Genomic DNA, 15725 nt, shown 5'->3' on the forward strand with positions numbered 1-15725 from the left:
TTGCTCGGCGTGGGGAACGTCGTACTTGATCCAGGTTAGCGTTCGCGAATGTTTTTTGAGCGGATGGCTGGTTTTGAGTAATCGACGTAACTTACGTAAAGGCAGTTTCGTCCCGAATCTTCTATCATCGCTCCATGAACGACGTCCTGCTTGCCCGCGCTGAGCGCGCGATCGAAGCAAGCCGCGCCCTCCGGGCGCAGCGCAGAGCGGTCGCGGATCAGCTTGATGACGCCACGCGCGAGGTGCGCCGTGTGGTGATGGAAAGCGCGATGCTGCGCACGGAGCTCAAGGCCCTTCGCGACGACCGGGAAGAGCAGGGTCTCAGACACCGCGTGCCGCCGGACTAGAGCCGACGACACCAACGTGCAGCATGCGCCGGGATGGGCGTCCCACTTAACGCCGCTTCGCTGCTTTGGATCGCCTGTTGTAAGGCGAGCGGTTGACGGGCTTCAGCGAAATGCCTTCGCGCTGCGCCTTGCTGCGAATGGCCGCGACCGGGCGCTGCAGCTTGATGCTCATGACGCCCGTGGGCGTGTTTCCTTTCGCGAGCTGCTTCAGCTTGCTCACGTCAGCCGGTGTCCACCGTTCGCGCGCCCGGCGCTTGTACGCGGGATTAGCCTTGCGCGGGCCTTTGCGGCCGATCGATGAACCCGGCCGTTTCCATGCTGCTTTCGCCATGATGATCCTCCTTCAAGTCCTTCATCAATCAGCGAATCAGCATTTCGGTTCCGGCGCAGACGAGATGGCGCCACCGCGCGAAGGGAATGCGCGCACCGGTCGCTGCTACGCCGTTTCGTTTCGCACCAGCAAAATCACGCACCGTTAACTTATTGAAATGCCGGAACCTGCGGTTGCGGCCGAAGCTGCCAACACTGCCGGGCTGGGCCGCCCCAACCGGCACGAAACTCTGGCCCCGGCGCCGACCTCCCGCCGGGGCCAATTCCTCCCATCCCAATTCCTTCCATCTGAAGGGCTTTGTGAAAGTACAATGACCGCGAAACGCAACCGCAGGAAACAGACCCAATCGCTCCAGGAGCGGTTGGCGGCATTCGCCCAAACCGCTCGCGAGCGTGCGCGCAGCCTGCCGCCCGGCAAGGAGCGCGACATGCTGCTTCAGCGCGCCATGCAGAACGAGGTGACCTCGAACCTGACGGACTGGCTGAGCGAACCTGTCTACCCGAGACGGGGAGGGTGACGATGCGGAGCATCAAGCACTACCGCGCGTTCCAGATCGATCCGGACGGGCATGTGTTTGGATGCATCAACCTGGTCTGCGACGATGATGAGCAGGCCAAGCGCGAGGCCGCATCGCTCGTGCTGGTGCACCGCATCGAACTGTGGCGGCTCGACCAGCGCATCGCGCAATTCGATGTGCCGCCGGAAGTTGTTCGCCAGTAGGACGACGAGAGGAGAGCGAGAAGGAACCGCGCGCGGCGCCCCGGGTTGGTCGGACTGTACCGACCTCGCGAGGAGCCAGCATGACGGAAGCCGACATTCGCAAGGGGATGCCGCCCGTCAAGCTCTCGCGCGAGGCATTCGAGCACCGCTACAGGAGCCGGTTCGTCGATCCCGCCTTTGCACCGCTCCAGCGCGAGCTCGACTCCATCGTCGGTGCGGCCTGGGACGCCTACAGCAATTCGCGCAAGGCCCCGCTGACGCGAAAGGCGGGCGCGGGATTCTCCGATCCCGACTACGACATCGCCATCGACTGGCTCGATGCGCGCGCGAAGATCCTGGCGGCGCAGCGGCGCCATGACGACGCGGACGAGACGCCGCGCATCCTCATCATCAACGGCTCGGCCCGCAGCGAGCACACCTGTCCCGGCGAGATGTCCAAGACCTGGCGCTTGGTCGAGCTCGCCGAGCCGGTGTTTGCCGAGCTTGGCTTTGCCGTCGACATCCTCGATCTGTCGCGCCTGGCTTCGGAGTTCGGCAAGACGATCCATCCCTGCAAATCCTGCGTCGGAACCGCGATGCCGCTCTGCCACTGGCCGTGCAGCTGCTATCCGAACTATTCGCTGGGGCAGACCGACGACTGGATGAACGATATTTATCCGCTGTGGGTCGCCGCGCACGGCATCCTGATCGTGACGCCGGTGAACTGGTATCACGTGCCCGCCGGACTGAAGGCGATGATGGATCGCATGGTCTGCGCCGACGGCGGCAATCCCGATCCGACCTCGACCCACGGCAAGAAGGCGGACGAAGCCAAGGCGCTGGAGTTGAAGGGCTGGTCTTATCCCCGCCATCTCGCCGGCCGTCATTTCGGCCTTGTCGTTCACGGCGATGCGGTCGGTGCCGAGGGCGTGCGCCGGGCCTTGTCGGATTGGTTGACGGATATGCAGTTGATCTCGGCGGGCCGCTTCGCCGAACTCGATGGCTATGTCGGCTACATGGCGCCATACGCCACCTCGCACCGCGACCTCGATGACGACAGGGCGTTCCAGACGGAGGTGCAGAACGTCGCACGCGCGCTCGGCAATGCGGTCCACCTGGCGCGGAGCGGACAGCTTCGCGCGCCCGGTGCGGGCCTGTCGGATCCAAACCCCAAATGACGGCGATTGATCAGCCGTATGATTGCCTGATCGTCGGCGGCGGCCCGGCCGGGCTGATGGCTGCGATCTACCTCGCGCGATTTCGGCGCCGCGTCTGTGTCGTGGACGCGGGCGCGAGCCGGGCGGCGCTGATCCCGCGCAGTCACAATGTGCCGGGGTTCGTCCACGGCCTGTCCGGTACCGACCTGCTGGCGCGCATGTCCGCGCAACTGGGCGAGCTCGCGGTCACGCGCGTTGATGCCGAGGTCACCGGCTTGCGACGACACGATCACGGTTTTCAGGCGAGCTGGAACGGCGGCGCGCATACGGCCTCTACCGTCATCCTTGCCAGCGGCATCGTCGACGCCCATCCGCCCTTCGACGAATGGCGCGCCGCGGTCGCGGACGGGCTGTTGCGCTACTGCCCCGTTTGCGACGCCTACGAGGCGATCGGCCGTCGCATCGGCATCGTCGGCCCGCTTCACCGTGCTGCCGGCAAGGCACTCTTCATGCGGGGCTACTCGCGCGACGTGACGTTGCTGGCGACGGGCGAGGATGACGGGAAGGCCGCGGCACCGGAGCTGAATGACGCGGGTGTCGAGATCGTCGTCGCGCCCGGCCTGCGCCTGAGGAGGAGAGACCACTGCGTCGAGGCCGTCTTCGCAGACGGCCACGCGGCGCAATTCGACATGGTCTATCCCGTGATGGGTGCGGAAGTGCGCTCGCATCTCGCGATGACGCTTGGGGCCGAACACACCGAAGACGGCCATCTGAAAGTCGACGACCATCAGCGCAGCTCGGTCGACGGGCTCTACGGCATCGGCGACGTCGTCACCGACCTGCACCAGATCTCGGTCGCGTTCGGCCATGCCGCGCTCGCCGCCTGCACGATCCACAACAGCCTGCCGCGGCGGCTGGCATGAGGAGCGGGGTATCGGACATTGGCAACAGAATCATCCTCGAAGACCGCGGTCTATGCGGCGCTCTTCGGCAATGTCCTGGTCGCGGTCACGAAGATCGGCGCCGCCGCCTGGACGGGAAGTTCGGCCATGACGAGCGAAGCGGTGCATTCGCTCGTCGACACGACCAACGAGATCCTGCTGCTCTACGGCTACCGGCGCGCGAGCCGTTCGCCCGACGAATCCCATCCGCTCGGCTATGGGCGCGAGCTGTATTTCTGGAGCTTCATCGTTGCGCTGCTGATCTTCGCGCTGGGCGCCGGTGTCTCGCTGTATCAGGGCATTCTGCATGTCGCCGCGCCCGAGCCGATCGAAAGTCCGATCGTCAGCTTCGTGGTGCTCGGGCTGTCGTTCCTGTTTGAAGGCGGCTCCTGGCTGGTTGCCCTGCGGCGCTTCAGCCCGGACGGCCAGCGGTTCGGATATTATCAGGCTTTCGTTCGCAGCAAGGATCCTCCGGCATTCATGGTGCTGCTCGAGGACAGCGCGGCGCTGGTCGGCATCGCCATTGCCGCGGCGGCCACTGCGGCGGCCGTATGGCTGCGCCAGCCGGTCTGGGACGGGATCGGTTCGATCCTGATCGGGATATTGCTGGCGATCGTGTCCATCGGTCTCGCGCGCGAGAGCAAGAGCCTGCTGATCGGCGAGCCCGCGGATCCGGAGCTCGCGCGATCGGTCCTCGATATCGCAAGGCGCTCGCCCGGTGTGCTCAGGGCCAACGGCCTTCTGACGGTGCAGCTGTCGCCGGTCGAAATCGTTGCGGCCCTCAGCATCGAATTTGCGGATGACAAGCGCGCCGACGACATCGAGCGATGCGTCGTCGCGATCGAGGCCGAGATACGCAAATGCCATCCAAGCGTGGCGGCGCTGTTCATCAAGCCGCAGACCGACGCCCGCTACCGGGCGGTGCGCGCGAGGCGCTACGGCTAGCTGCGCGAAGTTCCTCCGACGTCACAATCGGCACGACGGCAGGAACGATCACAACATCCCCCTGGTTGACCGGTGCAGGGGGCGAGCATTGGAGAAACCGGATGGCTCAATCCGAAGACATGACGCGCTGCATCGCGCTCTGCATGAGCTGCTACCAGACCTGCCTCGGCACCGCGATGAACCATTGCCTCGAGACCGGCGGCAAGCACGTCGAGCCCAAACATTTCCGCCTGATGATAGCCTGCGCCGAAATGTGCCGGACGGCGGCGCATTTCATGCTGATCAACACGCCGCATCACCGGCACACATGCGGCGAATGCGCCGAAATCTGCAGCGAATGCGCCGAGGATTGCGAGCGGGTCGGTGGCATGGACGAGTGCGTCGCCATGTGCCGCTCCTGCGCACAATCCTGCCGTGCGATGGCAGCCTGAGGACAAGCCCATGCTGGAAGAGAAGCTCACGGAAGCCATCGTCGAGGAGCTGAAGCGGCAGGCGGCGAACCGGCCGCAATCGCTGAAGGTCGAACGGGCGGACGACGCGAAAGCCTCGGAGGAGCTGATCGTCAACGGCAAGATCGACTTGGCCGCGCTGGTCATGGTGATCGCCGGATCGGTCGCCGGCGGGCCTTAGGCCCGGCCGTCAACGGCGCTCTCAGCCATACTCTTCGCCGATGCCGTATTCCCGGTAGATCTCCAGCGGATCGAGGTCGGGAAACAGCCGGCATTTGGCCTGGGCGAGATGCAGGCTCACCGCCGCCGGCTCCTTGCCGCTGGAGAGCATCTTGCGGATGTCGTCCATATGCGCGCTCGGCTGGTGCTTGGTGTCGAGCTGCTCCAGCGCGACCAGCGCAGTCGCCAGCGCCTCGGTCAGAACCCAGTCGTCGTGGCCGGTGATTCCCTTCTTCGGCATCGGCGGACCCCAGATGTGGTAACCCAGTCTATCGGGACTTCCGCCAAATCTCCAAGGAGCCGTTGCAGGCGGGCGGCACGCGGACCGGACCGGCGGCCGTGCTCCGGCTTGCATTATGGCCGGGCGTGGCTAAAAGGCGGCATTGCCGGGGCAATAGTATCTTTGTTGAAACAAAGTTGGCGTAGACGGGCCGGCATGGCATTCAGGCCGGCTGTTCCGGTCTGGGCTCCTGATCCCGCATTTGCAACACGGTCCGGTTGCGCCACCCTTCAAGGCTTGAGCCCGCATGGTCTTTTTAAGCTTCGTCTATCGCTTCGTGACCAACTTCGCATTCATGGCGATGGTCTATTTCAGCCTGAATTTCATGGAGAAGTACCAGAACCGGGCGATTATCGCGATCCTGGTGCTGGTCTATACCGGCATGCGCGCAGCTTCGACGCTGCGGGCGTTCTACTTTTACCAGAAGATCGAGAAGCTGGAAGCCGAGACCAAGCGCCTTCAGGCTCCGCTCAATGACGGCGCTGGCGGAACGAGTGTGCGCAAGCAGGTCGTGGTTGACGTCGCCCGGCTGCGGCGTGACGGCGAGGTCAAGTCCTATATGGACCTGTTCTTCCTGGCGCTGATCGTGTTGCTCTGCGTCGCCAACATCATGCGACAATAGGCTCTGCTACGCGCGCTTCTTCAGGCTCGCCACACGGGTCGGGCGCGGCGCAGTGCTCTTGGGCGCGGCGCTCTTAGCGCCCTTGGCTGCAGTGCCCTCGGTCTCCGCGGCATGCTTCGGTGTGCCATGAGCAGCGCGCGCGGTGCGGGGCGCGCGCGACTTGCCGGCTTTGACCTTGGCCGCACGGGGCGTCTCGGCCGCCATTGCCAGGCGCGTCGCGGCGCGCCGCGACAAGGTCGTCGACAGCAGCACCTCGACCGAGCCCTCGGGGATCGCAAAGAGATCGCGGGCGGGAACGGGCAGGGTGGCCGCGACATTGGCGAGCGCCATGGTCTTGCGCGGCAGCAGCGGTTGATGCGCGGTCTGCGCGTTGAGGTCGGCCAGCGAGGGCGCCGGAAGCATCTTGGTCTGCGCGAACACGAAGTTCGGCACGGCGGGCCAGCGCGCGATCGGTGTGGTCTCGGTCGGCGGATGCAGCAGCCATTCCACCGGCGTTGTCGGCGTCGCCGGTTGCTCGGCGGTCGCGGGCACCACGTGCACGATGCGATAGCCGCGCGCCTTGAGGTCGCGGATGATCTTCGGCAGCGCTGCGACCGTGCGGGCCTGGATGTCGTGCAGCAGCAGGATGCCCTTGCCCTTGGCCTCAAGCCGCTGGATCGCGAGCTGATAGACGCGATCGGACGACACATGGCGCCAGTCGTCGGCCGGGAAATCGGCGCTCCAGACCTGGATCCCGCGCGAGATCAGAACGTTCTCGACGCCGTCGGCGCGCATCAGGCCGGGAATGCGAAAGAACGGCGCGAGCTTGGACGGATCGGTCATTGCGGCCGATGTCCACTCGATGCCGCCATTGATCTGCGCCTCGGCCTTGTCGAGCGGCATCCGGTCCATTGTGAGCGGATGGTTCATGCTGTGCGTGCCGACGGTATGGCCCGCCGCGACCAGCTTGCGCACGCCTTCGGGGTTCGCCTTGGCCTGTTCGCCAATGATGAAGAAGGTCGCCTTGATGCACTCGTCGGCGAGGATCTGCAGCACCTGGTTGGAATATTTCGGCAACGGACCGTCGTCGAAGGTCAGGACGACTTCATGGTCCTTCAGCGGCAGTGTCTCGCGGTACTGCATGGTGCCGATGCGGGGATGCTCGTGCGGATCGACCACGAGCGTGCGGGATGTCCCGAGCGCGTCCGGATGGCCGGGGCAGTCGGCCGCAATGGCCGGCGAGCCGATGGTCAGGACACCCAAAAATCCGCCGAGGAATCCGCCAAAGCAAAGGACGATCCACGATCGCGTCCGAGCAACAACGCTACTTCCGATCATGAACCCCGTCTGCCCTCTTACGCGATTGCCGCCATAGTAGGTCGGAGACATCGGCAAACGGTTCAGGCGCAAGAACCTTTGCCGTTGCAAGTCCCCTCAATACTTGCATGGCGTAGCATGAACAGACTGTTAATAGGGCCCAAATCACCCCATTTTGCGCCGGCGTGACATTCCGGCATCAATGCGCGTCGGCACTCTTCTGTGATGTGCCCGCCGGCACGACGTGAACCACCCGATAGCCGTTCTCCCTCAGATACCGCAGGAAGGCCGGCATGATCGCGGCCGTGCGCGCCTTGGGATCGTGGAACAGGATGATACCCTTGCCGGCAGCGGCGAGGCGCTCGGTGACGAGCTTCAATTCCTGCTCCGGCGTCATCTCGTTCCAGTCGCTGGCCCACAGGTCAGCCCCGAACACCACGATGCCGCGGGACTGCAGCAGGTCGAGCTCGGCTTGCGTGGCTTCGAAATAGGGAAACCGGAAGAACGGCGTCGAGGGTGTCGTCGTCGGCGTGCCGTGCAGCGCCATTTCGTCGGCGGCAATGCCGCGGTCGATCTCGTTCTTTGCTTTTTCGAGCGGGATCCGCGCCATGAACGGATGCGAGAAGGTGTGGTGGCCGATGCTGTGGCCCTCGCGCGCGATGCGCTTGACCATCTCGGGATGTTCGGAGGCGTGCAGACCGATCAGGAAGAAGGTCGCGCGCACGCATTCCTGGGCCAGCGCCGCCAATACCTTCGACGTCGTCGGTGGATACGGTCCGTCGTCGAAGGTCAGCACGACCTCGTGATCGGCGAGGGCCAACGTCTGCGGAAAGCTCTTCAGGCCCACGCGCGGCGTGGTCTTGGCATCGACGCTCAGAATGCGGGAGGTGCCGAGCGCGTCCTTGCGCGGGCACTCGGCGGCTTCAGTCGAGGCGAGGCCGGTGAGGGCCGCGAGGGCTGCGCCTGCCGCCATCGAGGTCCACCTCAGTCGAAGCATCTTTGTCATTGCGCTCGGAGTTGCCTTGTGGGTATTGCCTGAACCAATAGCTCAGACCACTCGTTCCAACCTGTCGGACGGCGAGGCGCGCCATGGATGAACATCTGGACGGTGCCGCGTCTGCTGCGGAATCGGTACTCGACCACGTGCCGATGCGCAATGAAGACGGCGAGATTCGTCACGAATTCGTCGCGGAAATTGCCCATGCGATCGAGGCCGGTGACAGCGCCGCGCTGCGCGCCTGCGTTGCCGAGCTGCACGAGGCCGATCTCGGCGATCTCATTGGGGCTCTCGAGCCTGACGATCGGGTCCGCCTGGTCGAACTGACGGGGCGCGATTTCGACTTCTCCGCGCTGAACGAGCTCGACGAGGGCGTGCGCGAAGAGATCCTCGAGGAACTGCCGCCGCAGACGGTCGCGGAAGGTGTGCGCGAGCTCGAATCCGACGACGCGGTCGAGCTGCTGGAAACGCTCGATCAGGCCGATCAGGAGGAGATCCTCGAGAAGCTGCCGCTCAAGGAGCGCGTCGTGCTCGAGCGCAGCCTGCTTTATCCGGAAAATTCCGCCGGCCGCCGGATGCAGACCGAGTTCATCGCCGTGCCCCAGGATTTCACCGTGGGCCAGGCGATCGACTACATGCGCGAGACGCCAGATCTGCCCGACCGCTTCTACGAGATCTACGTCGTCGACAAGGAGCAGCATTGGCAGGGCGCGGTCTCGCTCGACGTGCTGCTGCGCGCCCGCCGCCCGGTGGCGCTTGCGGAGCTGACTGACGAGGATCGCCGCCGCGTCTCCGTCCTGGAGGACCAGGAGGAGGTGGCGCGCATGTTCGGTAAGTACAATCTCGTCGCAGCCCCCGTGCTCGACACCCAGGACCGCCTCGTCGGCGTCATCACCGTCGACGACGTCGTCGACGTCATCGAGGAAGAGGCGGACGAGGACCTCAAGGCGCTCGGCGGCGTCAACAGCGACGAAGAGCTGTCCGACACGGTGTTCACCATTGCACGCGCGCGGTTCAACTGGCTGCTGGTCAATCTCGCCACCGCCTTTCTGGCGTCCTCCGTGCTCGGCCTGTTCGAGGGCCAGCTCGAGAAGATGGTGGCGCTCGCCGTACTGGCGCCGATCGTCGCAAGCCAGGGCGGCAATGCCGCGACGCAGACCATGACGGTCGCGGTGCGGGCGCTGGCGACGCGCGAGCTCGGCTCCTCCAACGCCTGGCGCGTCGTGGTGCGCGAGGGCCTAGTCGGCCTCGTCAACGGTCTCGCCTTTGCCGTGATCACGGGAATCGCCGCGGTGGCCTGGTTCAGGATCCCCGGCCTCGGCATGGTCATCGGGCTCGCCATCATCGTGAACCTCTTCGCCGGCGCGCTCGGCGGCATCCTGATCCCTATGGCGCTCGAACGTGTCAGGGCGGATCCGGCGGTGGCCTCCGGCACGTTCGTGACAACAGTCACCGACGTCGTCGGCTTCTTCTCCTTCCTTGGAATTGCGACGCTGTGGTTCGGGCTGAGGTAGGAGCTGTTGAAATCCGTAGCCTGGATGGAGCGAAGCGTATTCCGGGCCGCTGGGTCGGCTCCAGAGACGCCCCGGATTGCGCTTCGCTCCATCCGGGCTACTGGCGTCATCTTTAATCCGAACTTAAGCGAGCTGCCGCATCATCGCCTTGCTTGGGGGAATGAGCATGCGTGTGCGGCTGAAGGCGGACGGACGGATTGTCGAGTTGCGGGATGGGCAGGAGTTTCCGGTCCAGCCGTTTCCAATCCAGCCCGTACCTAACGCAGCGCCGCCCGACACCAGCTCGCTCGCCGTGCGCGATTTGCGCCGTCGCGCCTGCCTGACCCAGATGGAGTTCGCGGCCAAACTCGGCGTTCCCGTCGAGACCATCCGCAATTGGGAGCAGGGCAAGCGCGCCCCGCGGGGACCCGCCCGCGCGCTGCTCGCCGTGATCGCGCATGCGCCCGACACCGTGTTCCAGGCGCTCGCCAAAGCCTGAGCTCAAAGCCTGACGTCAGGGCTTGACGTCAGGGCTTGGCGCGAACCTCCCGTTAGCATTGCGCGCAAGATCCGGCTCGGCCGCTGACGTCGCCCGTTGGCAGTGTCGCCAGCCGGGTTCATAATGACGCCTGGATGATGATTTGGGGCGACCGCGACAGAGAGGATTCCTCATGCTGTTCGTCGAGACCAATGGCGCAAGGATACCGGCGATCGGGCTGGGAACCTGGGAGCTGAGCGGGCGCATGTGCGCGCGTGTGGTCGAACAGGCACTGCGGCTCGGCTATCGCCACATCGATACCGCACAGGTCTACGACAATGAGCGCGAGGTCGGCGACGGCCTGCGCGCCTCCGGTGTGCGCCGCGACGACATCTTCCTGACGACGAAGGTCTGGACCAACCATTTCGCGCCCCACGATCTCGAACGCTCGGTCAAGGAGAGTCTGGTGCGCATGCGGCTTCCCTCCGTCGATCTCTTGCTGTTGCACTGGCCCAATTCGCACGTGCCGCTGGAGGAGACGTTGGGCGCGCTGTCGCATGCCAAGCGCATGGGCCTGACCCGCCACATCGGCGTCTCCAATTTCACCGTCGCGCTGATCGAGCAGGCGGTGGCGTTGTCGCCGGAGCCGCTGGCCTGCAACCAGGTCGAATACCACCCTTATCTCGACCAGGCGAAGGTGAGGGCGGCCTGCGATCAGCACGGGCTCGCGCTGGTCGCCTATAGCCCGATCGCCAGGGGGCGGATCAAGAGCGACCAGACGCTCGCTGAGATCGGGCGTCTGCATCACAAGACGCCGGCGCAGGTCTGCCTGCGGTGGCTGGTGCAACAGAATGTCGCTGCGATCCCGCGCACCTCGCGCGTCGAACGCCTGTCGGAAAACATCGAGATCTTCGATTTCGAGCTTTCGGACGACGAGATGGCCCAAATCGCCGCGCTGGCCAGTCCCAGGGGCCGCCTGACCGATTTCGGCTTCGCGCCAAAATGGGATTGAGAGGGGGCTGCCGTATGCTAGGACCAGCTTGGCAACCTGAAGTCAGGCGATGGAACTGCGGAAGATCATACGGACGGACATTGCAGCGTCGGCGATCGCCCATCTGACGCTGGTCGCGCTGATCATCGTGATCAGCGAAGTCCATCCGTTTCACGCCAGCCCGCCCGAATCGGTTTCCGTCAGCATCGTGACGCCGGAGCAGGTGAAGCAGGAGGAGGCCAAGGCCGAGGAGAAGGCCGAGGAAAAACTCAAGGCGAAGCCGCCGGAGCCGACCCCTGACCTGAAACTGCCGAAGCTGGATTTCACCGACAAGGACAAGGCGGCCGCCGCGCCGAAGCCCGAGGCGAAGCAGCAGGCCGCAGCACCGTCCTCGAAGCAGCAGGCCTCGCCCGAACAGCCGCAGCAAAAACAGCCGCAGCCACAGCCTTCACAAACGCCTCAGCAGCAGCAGCGCGAAGCAAACGCGCAGACGCAACCGCAGCCTCAACAGCCACAGCCACAGCCTCAGCCATCGCAGTCGCCGCCGCCTCAGGCGACGCCGCAGCCCCCGGCGCCGCAACTCCTGCCACAAGCGATGCCGCAGCCAGAGGCCGCGCCGCCCCCGGCCTATCAGGCGCCGGAGCCCGACGTCACCGTCAAGTACGGCGTCATGCTGGGCCTGCCGCCGGAATTGCCGACGGAGCTGCCGAAGGACGCCCCCAAGGACGATGGCGGCGATGCCAAGGATTCAATCGCAGCCAAGCTGCCGGCCGAAATCATCGCCGAGCTGCGCCGTCACTTGCGAAGCTGCGCCAAGCTGCCGGCTGGGGTCGCGCCGACCGACAACGTCAACATCAAGCTGCGCACGGTGCTCGCGACCGACGGCACGCTGGCGCGCGAGCCGATCCTGATCGAAGCCCCGCCGTCCGCGAAGGGCGTGGCGCTCGTGAAGTCCGCCATGAGCGCGCTTCAGGCCTGCCAGCCCTACAAGATGCTGCCGGCCGACAAATACGGGGAATGGAAGGTGATGGACCTGCCGTTCAGCCCACGGGATTTTGGCGGGTAGCAGGTCATCATGTAGCCCGGATGGAGCGAAGCGCAATCCAGGAGCGCTCGCCCGGCATTCGGCACCTTCCCGGATTACGCCGCTGCGCTCCATCCGGACTTGCTGCTCAGCGCATAGAATGACCGTACGTCCAACTTTGCGTCTGGCGACGGACAAGTCGAGATCGCCGCCAATCCTTACAAACCAGCCGGAGCACACGCTGGAGACACCACCATCTCAACCCAACACCTTGTGCACCGCGCGCTAGTGCCCACGATCTCGCAAGCTGGGTCAGCCGACACAATGTCGCGGCAGCACTTCGGGCACGTATATCCCGCGATGTTCGGTGCGAAGTCATACTCCGGACCAACATAGGCGCAGATCATGTGGTGGAATACCGGAAACGAGATCAGAGCGGATGAGCCGCAAGCCGGGCAATTCGTTTGAGTCCCTTCGATCTGCATGCTGCACTTCGCTCCCTCTCACAGCTCGTCGAGCCCGAATAGTCCCACCAGCATGGAAGCGATCCGCGCGCTGAGTTGCGTGTAGTGCATGTGAACGTCGACGGCCGAGTTCAGCGCGGGGGAATGCGCGCCTGGGCTGAACCTGATTCGCGCGATTTGCGAGGCAGTACGCTCGCGCATCACTGACGAGCCCGGTCCCGGGTACACATCTGACACCGGCAGGATTTCCGCGATCTTGCCCAGAATTCGTCGGTTGCCGAACAGCACAAAGACTTCGTTGCCGACTTTTGGATCGGACAGGCGTTCGTTGGGAACGTACCAGTCGACGAAGACATCCGTGGGGTCGAGAATTTCTGCGATCGGAGTGCCCGCCACCAGCGATTGGCCGGCGCGCGCAGGATTGTTCGCGACTATTCCAGCTATGGGTGCGAAGACTCTCCCGTCTGCAAAGCTGCTTTCAACCTTTTCGAGGCGGTCACCGAGTTGCCGGCCGAATTCGTCGAGAGCGGCCAATTGAGTGCTGGCCTCGGCGGCTTCCGCCTCCTGCGAGACCACGGCTTTGTTAGCCAGGGCGCGCTCCCGGGACATGTCTATGCGGTAATTCAGGCTCGCGGCCGATGAGTTTGCGATAAGTTCGACAGCTTCCTCAGCAAGCCGCAGATGTGAGCGCGCCGCGTCGAGAGATTCGCGCGCAACCCGGGCCTTGACGCGCAGTTCCGCTTTGCGACCGGCGATGTCCGCGAGCGAGCGCATATAGGTGGCGACTATTTCATCGTGCTGCGGAGACCGAACCCTTCCGATTTCGTCGCCGGCCTTGACCGATGCACCTCTCAGCACGGTGATGCTGTTGATCTGCACGATGTAAGGCATTGAAACCAAATATCTTGGTGAGGACACGCTGCCCGGGCCGCCGAGATAAAGAATTGGCCTCCCGAAATAGATGACAAAGAATGCGAGTATGCCGAATACGATTGTCGCATAGGCGGCGCGGACGGCCCGTCCGGCCGCACGCCGACGGCTCTCGATGGGATCGGGGATATGGGGATCGAGTCGTGTTAGGGTGACGGTCATTTGGCCACTTCCTTCGTCCGATCGCCGAATAGTGCACGGCGAACGCGCGGCGGCACGAAATCATCGTTCCGCGACGAGGCAAAAATGATTTCCGAAGTGTAGGAAAAGAACCGCGCGCACTTCAGATAGACACCCTGGTAAAAGGGAAAGATAAGAGCCATCTTCCAGCCCAAGGTTCCGACGGATCGATGGAACAGGGCGAACACAAGCGCCATATTGAAGACTGAGATCCAGAGCAGCAGCACGTATATCGCCGAAAGAAACAACACGGCATCCGAGCCGAACAACAGCACAATGTAGGCCAAGTAGAATGGCAGGCTGAGCGTCGGAACGAGATCAAAGACGATGAAGTCCAGCCGTTGGATCGTGTCCGGTAAACGCTCTAGCGGATGGCGAAAACTCAGCTCGCCATACATCATGAAGCGGATGCGCAGAGCATCGCGATCCCAGCGTGCGCGCTGGCGCAACAGACTTATGCCGCTTGCGGGGCCGGCTGTTTCCGCCCAGGCGTCGGAAACGAACCGAATGACATAGCCGAGTCTGCGGAGCCGCAAGGTGTACTCCATATCCTCTCCCGGGCCGACGTCGAGCCCGCCCTGCTGCGCGAAAATATCCCGGCGATACATGGAACAGGCGCCGGACAGGCACGCGATCGCATCCACCACGTCTAGGATCGACCGCCCCGCGGTGATCGACATCAGGTATTCGACGCTTTGAAGTCCTGTCCATATCGAGTCGCGCTCGTTGCTGATCGCGATGCTGCAACTTGCGCCGGCGACGAGCGGATCGCCGAACGCAGCCGCGAGGCGCTCAACCGCGTTCGGTTCGAAGACAGTGTCGGCATCTACGGTCAAGAGAAGATCGCCGCGGGCAAACCGTGCTGCAGCGTTGATGGCAGCGCTGCGGCCGCAGCGGGTCCCATGGCAGATGACCATGTCAACCAGGCCCTGCGCTCTCGCCCGCTCCGCGACCGCGCGTGTTGCGTCGGTGGAGCCATCGTCGACGACGATGATTTCGACAGGTCGCAGGGTTTGCCGGCGCAGCGAGCTGATCGAAGGAGCAAGCCCGGAGCCGCCGTTGAACGTCGGGATAATCACGCTTACCGTCGCTTGGCAAACCGGCCCACCGGCGCTTCGCCGCTTCGAGCTGAACAGAGCAAGAGACACCAACGATAAGGTGTAGCGGGGTATGTCGAATATCAGCAGCGAGAAGGCGAGTAGAAATAAACTCGTTCCGGCGAGGACTTCCACCATTTCGGACATGCCGGCCATCTCCGCTACGACAGGACCACTCCGAGCATCCGACCAAACAAGGCGCGCAAGGCAATTATCAGACGGGAAAATGAAGACCATCGCGTTGATGGTCGCGGGGTAAATTGCGTAAACATTTGCTTTTTGTGTCTGCGCTATTCATCGGCTTCGTCGGCTTCGTCGGTTGACGATGACCGGCTCTCGAAGGCTGATTGTTGGCGTGCCGGCATCAGCTTTGCAGTTGGAGTTGTTCCCCGCGTCGATAAATCCCACAAGGTGACCAGGTCCGTCCAACCTTTCAGGCGCAAGACGGCCTCAGTCTGGAAAGACTGAGGCCGGTGGGGGCGTCGATGTACCGTTGGGGTCGGTACTCCAGAACTCTAATCGCGACGCACCAATCTGCGTATTGTCCTTGAGGACAACCAATCAGCACGTCGTCCCTCTCACACATCTGCGAACCGCCCGACGGGTATGCCGGACGGTGGTCCGTGCCACGCACACGCCGTTGATACGTGTCCTACCGACGCCGCAGGCAGCAGCGACTTCCGTAATCAGGCTTTCGGGCTGTGCAATCGGGGCAGGTGTCATCGCCTGAGCCGATACTGCGAAGAAGAAGGCGGACGTGGCAATTCCGAGCGACTTGATCATAT

Annotated in this window: 19 protein-coding genes; 13 read left to right on the forward strand and 6 right to left on the reverse strand. The window is 63.9% G+C overall.

Annotated features, from left to right (window positions below):
- Positions 1 to 134: 134 nt before the first annotated feature.
- Positions 135 to 347 carry a hypothetical protein gene (locus AC0L3U_RS25205; protein WP_473363623.1) on the forward strand — a complete coding sequence of 71 codons (213 nt, stop codon included), beginning with the start codon at positions 135 to 137 and terminating at the stop codon, positions 345 to 347.
- Positions 348 to 393: 46 nt separating this feature from the next.
- Here the strand turns inward: AC0L3U_RS25205 and AC0L3U_RS25210 are convergent, their stop codons facing one another.
- Positions 394 to 678: a hypothetical protein gene (locus AC0L3U_RS25210; protein ID WP_473363624.1), complete on the reverse strand. Its 285-nt coding sequence runs from the start codon at positions 676 to 678 to the stop codon at positions 394 to 396.
- A 310-nt stretch (positions 679 to 988) separates the two neighbouring features.
- Between AC0L3U_RS25210 and AC0L3U_RS25215 the strand changes: the two genes are divergently transcribed.
- The 7 genes from AC0L3U_RS25215 (at position 989) to AC0L3U_RS25245 (ending at position 5050) form a co-directional block, all read left to right on the forward strand.
- Positions 989 to 1195, forward strand: coding sequence for a hypothetical protein (locus AC0L3U_RS25215; RefSeq protein WP_456769539.1), 207 nt, complete (start codon positions 989 to 991; stop codon positions 1193 to 1195).
- Between the two features lie 2 nt (positions 1196 to 1197).
- Complete coding sequence (locus tag AC0L3U_RS25220; protein ID WP_026232903.1) at positions 1198 to 1398, forward strand: hypothetical protein; 201 nt, start codon at positions 1198 to 1200, stop codon at positions 1396 to 1398.
- Between the two features lie 80 nt (positions 1399 to 1478).
- Positions 1479 to 2555, forward strand: a complete 1077-nt coding sequence (locus AC0L3U_RS25225) for a flavodoxin family protein (RefSeq protein WP_473363625.1) — start codon at positions 1479 to 1481, stop codon at positions 2553 to 2555.
- Positions 2552 to 3457: an NAD(P)/FAD-dependent oxidoreductase gene (locus tag AC0L3U_RS25230; protein ID WP_473363626.1), complete on the forward strand. Its 906-nt coding sequence runs from the start codon at positions 2552 to 2554 to the stop codon at positions 3455 to 3457. Before AC0L3U_RS25225 ends, AC0L3U_RS25230 begins: the two co-directional genes overlap by 4 nt.
- 18 nt (positions 3458 to 3475) lie before the next feature.
- On the forward strand, positions 3476 to 4420 hold the full coding sequence (locus AC0L3U_RS25235) for a cation diffusion facilitator family transporter (protein WP_473363627.1): 945 nt from the start codon (positions 3476 to 3478) through the stop codon (positions 4418 to 4420).
- 101 nt (positions 4421 to 4521) lie between these two features.
- The gene (locus AC0L3U_RS25240; RefSeq protein WP_473363628.1) at positions 4522 to 4851 is read left to right on the forward strand and encodes a four-helix bundle copper-binding protein; all 330 of its coding nucleotides are present in this window, start codon (positions 4522 to 4524) and stop codon (positions 4849 to 4851) included.
- A 10-nt stretch (positions 4852 to 4861) separates the two neighbouring features.
- On the forward strand, positions 4862 to 5050 hold the full coding sequence (locus AC0L3U_RS25245) for a hypothetical protein (protein WP_247286900.1): 189 nt from the start codon (positions 4862 to 4864) through the stop codon (positions 5048 to 5050).
- Positions 5051 to 5071: 21 nt separating this feature from the next.
- Here the strand turns inward: AC0L3U_RS25245 and AC0L3U_RS25250 are convergent, their stop codons facing one another.
- The gene (locus AC0L3U_RS25250) at positions 5072 to 5329 is read right to left on the reverse strand and encodes a hypothetical protein (protein WP_473349729.1); all 258 of its coding nucleotides are present in this window, start codon (positions 5327 to 5329) and stop codon (positions 5072 to 5074) included.
- 286 nt (positions 5330 to 5615) lie between these two features.
- Here AC0L3U_RS25250 and AC0L3U_RS25255 point away from each other — a divergent pair, with 286 nt between their 5' ends.
- Positions 5616 to 5990, forward strand: a complete 375-nt coding sequence (locus AC0L3U_RS25255) for a hypothetical protein (RefSeq protein ID WP_456769543.1) — start codon at positions 5616 to 5618, stop codon at positions 5988 to 5990.
- 6 nt (positions 5991 to 5996) lie between these two features.
- On the opposite strand, the gene AC0L3U_RS25260 is transcribed toward AC0L3U_RS25255, so the two are convergent.
- Both AC0L3U_RS25260 and AC0L3U_RS25265 read right to left on the reverse strand, forming a co-directional pair.
- The gene (locus AC0L3U_RS25260; protein WP_473363629.1) at positions 5997 to 7307 is read right to left on the reverse strand and encodes a polysaccharide deacetylase family protein; all 1311 of its coding nucleotides are present in this window, start codon (positions 7305 to 7307) and stop codon (positions 5997 to 5999) included.
- Between the two features lie 178 nt (positions 7308 to 7485).
- Entirely contained in the window at positions 7486 to 8259 is a 774-nt protein-coding gene (locus tag AC0L3U_RS25265; RefSeq protein ID WP_473363630.1) for a polysaccharide deacetylase family protein, read from the reverse strand.
- Positions 8260 to 8375: 116 nt separating this feature from the next.
- On the opposite strand from AC0L3U_RS25265, the gene mgtE reads away from it, so the two are divergent.
- The 4 genes from mgtE (at position 8376) to AC0L3U_RS25285 (ending at position 12311) form a co-directional block, all read left to right on the forward strand.
- A complete protein-coding gene (gene mgtE / locus AC0L3U_RS25270; RefSeq protein WP_473363631.1) occupies positions 8376 to 9797 on the forward strand; it encodes a magnesium transporter in 1422 nt (473 codons plus the stop codon).
- A 160-nt stretch (positions 9798 to 9957) separates the two neighbouring features.
- On the forward strand, positions 9958 to 10275 hold the full coding sequence (locus AC0L3U_RS25275; protein ID WP_018455197.1) for a helix-turn-helix domain-containing protein: 318 nt from the start codon (positions 9958 to 9960) through the stop codon (positions 10273 to 10275).
- Positions 10276 to 10447: 172 nt separating this feature from the next.
- Entirely contained in the window at positions 10448 to 11266 is an 819-nt protein-coding gene (locus tag AC0L3U_RS25280; RefSeq protein ID WP_473363632.1) for an aldo/keto reductase, read from the forward strand.
- Between the two features lie 49 nt (positions 11267 to 11315).
- A complete protein-coding gene (locus AC0L3U_RS25285; protein ID WP_473363633.1) occupies positions 11316 to 12311 on the forward strand; it encodes a hypothetical protein in 996 nt (331 codons plus the stop codon).
- Positions 12312 to 12772: 461 nt separating this feature from the next.
- Here AC0L3U_RS25285 and AC0L3U_RS25290 read toward each other — a convergent pair whose 3' ends face one another.
- Together AC0L3U_RS25290 and AC0L3U_RS25295 are read right to left on the reverse strand one after the other, a co-directional pair.
- Positions 12773 to 13825, reverse strand: coding sequence for an HlyD family secretion protein (locus tag AC0L3U_RS25290; RefSeq protein WP_473295013.1), 1053 nt, complete (start codon positions 13823 to 13825; stop codon positions 12773 to 12775).
- Positions 13822 to 15087 carry a glycosyltransferase family 2 protein gene (locus AC0L3U_RS25295; protein ID WP_473363634.1) on the reverse strand — a complete coding sequence of 422 codons (1266 nt, stop codon included), beginning with the start codon at positions 15085 to 15087 and terminating at the stop codon, positions 13822 to 13824. The genes AC0L3U_RS25290 and AC0L3U_RS25295 overlap by 4 nt, the downstream gene beginning before the upstream one ends.
- Positions 15088 to 15725: the final 638 nt, after the last annotated feature.

It is taken from the genome of Bradyrhizobium sp. Kon69 (assembly GCF_055807515.1).

Bases quoted from the DNA above. Each gene is read 5' to 3' on its own strand.
- AC0L3U_RS25255 (WP_456769543.1), top strand. From the start codon at position 5,616: ATGGTCTTTTTAAGCTTCGTCTATCGCTTCGTGACCAACTTCGCATTC.
- AC0L3U_RS25240 (WP_473363628.1), top strand. From the start codon at position 4,522: ATGGCTCAATCCGAAGACATGACGCGCTGCATCGCGCTCTGCATGAGC.
- AC0L3U_RS25205 (WP_473363623.1), top strand. From the start codon at position 135: ATGAACGACGTCCTGCTTGCCCGCGCTGAGCGCGCGATCGAAGCAAGC.
- AC0L3U_RS25245 (WP_247286900.1), top strand. From the start codon at position 4,862: ATGCTGGAAGAGAAGCTCACGGAAGCCATCGTCGAGGAGCTGAAGCGG.
- mgtE (WP_473363631.1), top strand. From the start codon at position 8,376: ATGGATGAACATCTGGACGGTGCCGCGTCTGCTGCGGAATCGGTACTC.
- AC0L3U_RS25250 (WP_473349729.1), bottom strand. From the start codon at position 5,329: ATGCCGAAGAAGGGAATCACCGGCCACGACGACTGGGTTCTGACCGAG.
- AC0L3U_RS25210 (WP_473363624.1), bottom strand. From the start codon at position 678: ATGGCGAAAGCAGCATGGAAACGGCCGGGTTCATCGATCGGCCGCAAA.
- AC0L3U_RS25220 (WP_026232903.1), top strand. From the start codon at position 1,198: ATGCGGAGCATCAAGCACTACCGCGCGTTCCAGATCGATCCGGACGGG.
- AC0L3U_RS25295 (WP_473363634.1), bottom strand. From the start codon at position 15,087: ATGTCCGAAATGGTGGAAGTCCTCGCCGGAACGAGTTTATTTCTACTC.
- AC0L3U_RS25260 (WP_473363629.1), bottom strand. From the start codon at position 7,307: ATGATCGGAAGTAGCGTTGTTGCTCGGACGCGATCGTGGATCGTCCTT.
- AC0L3U_RS25290 (WP_473295013.1), bottom strand. From the start codon at position 13,825: ATGACCGTCACCCTAACACGACTCGATCCCCATATCCCCGATCCCATC.
- AC0L3U_RS25225 (WP_473363625.1), top strand. From the start codon at position 1,479: ATGACGGAAGCCGACATTCGCAAGGGGATGCCGCCCGTCAAGCTCTCG.
- AC0L3U_RS25285 (WP_473363633.1), top strand. From the start codon at position 11,316: ATGGAACTGCGGAAGATCATACGGACGGACATTGCAGCGTCGGCGATC.
- AC0L3U_RS25265 (WP_473363630.1), bottom strand. From the start codon at position 8,259: ATGGCGGCAGGCGCAGCCCTCGCGGCCCTCACCGGCCTCGCCTCGACT.
- AC0L3U_RS25215 (WP_456769539.1), top strand. From the start codon at position 989: ATGACCGCGAAACGCAACCGCAGGAAACAGACCCAATCGCTCCAGGAG.
- AC0L3U_RS25230 (WP_473363626.1), top strand. From the start codon at position 2,552: ATGACGGCGATTGATCAGCCGTATGATTGCCTGATCGTCGGCGGCGGC.
- AC0L3U_RS25275 (WP_018455197.1), top strand. From the start codon at position 9,958: ATGAGCATGCGTGTGCGGCTGAAGGCGGACGGACGGATTGTCGAGTTG.
- AC0L3U_RS25280 (WP_473363632.1), top strand. From the start codon at position 10,448: ATGCTGTTCGTCGAGACCAATGGCGCAAGGATACCGGCGATCGGGCTG.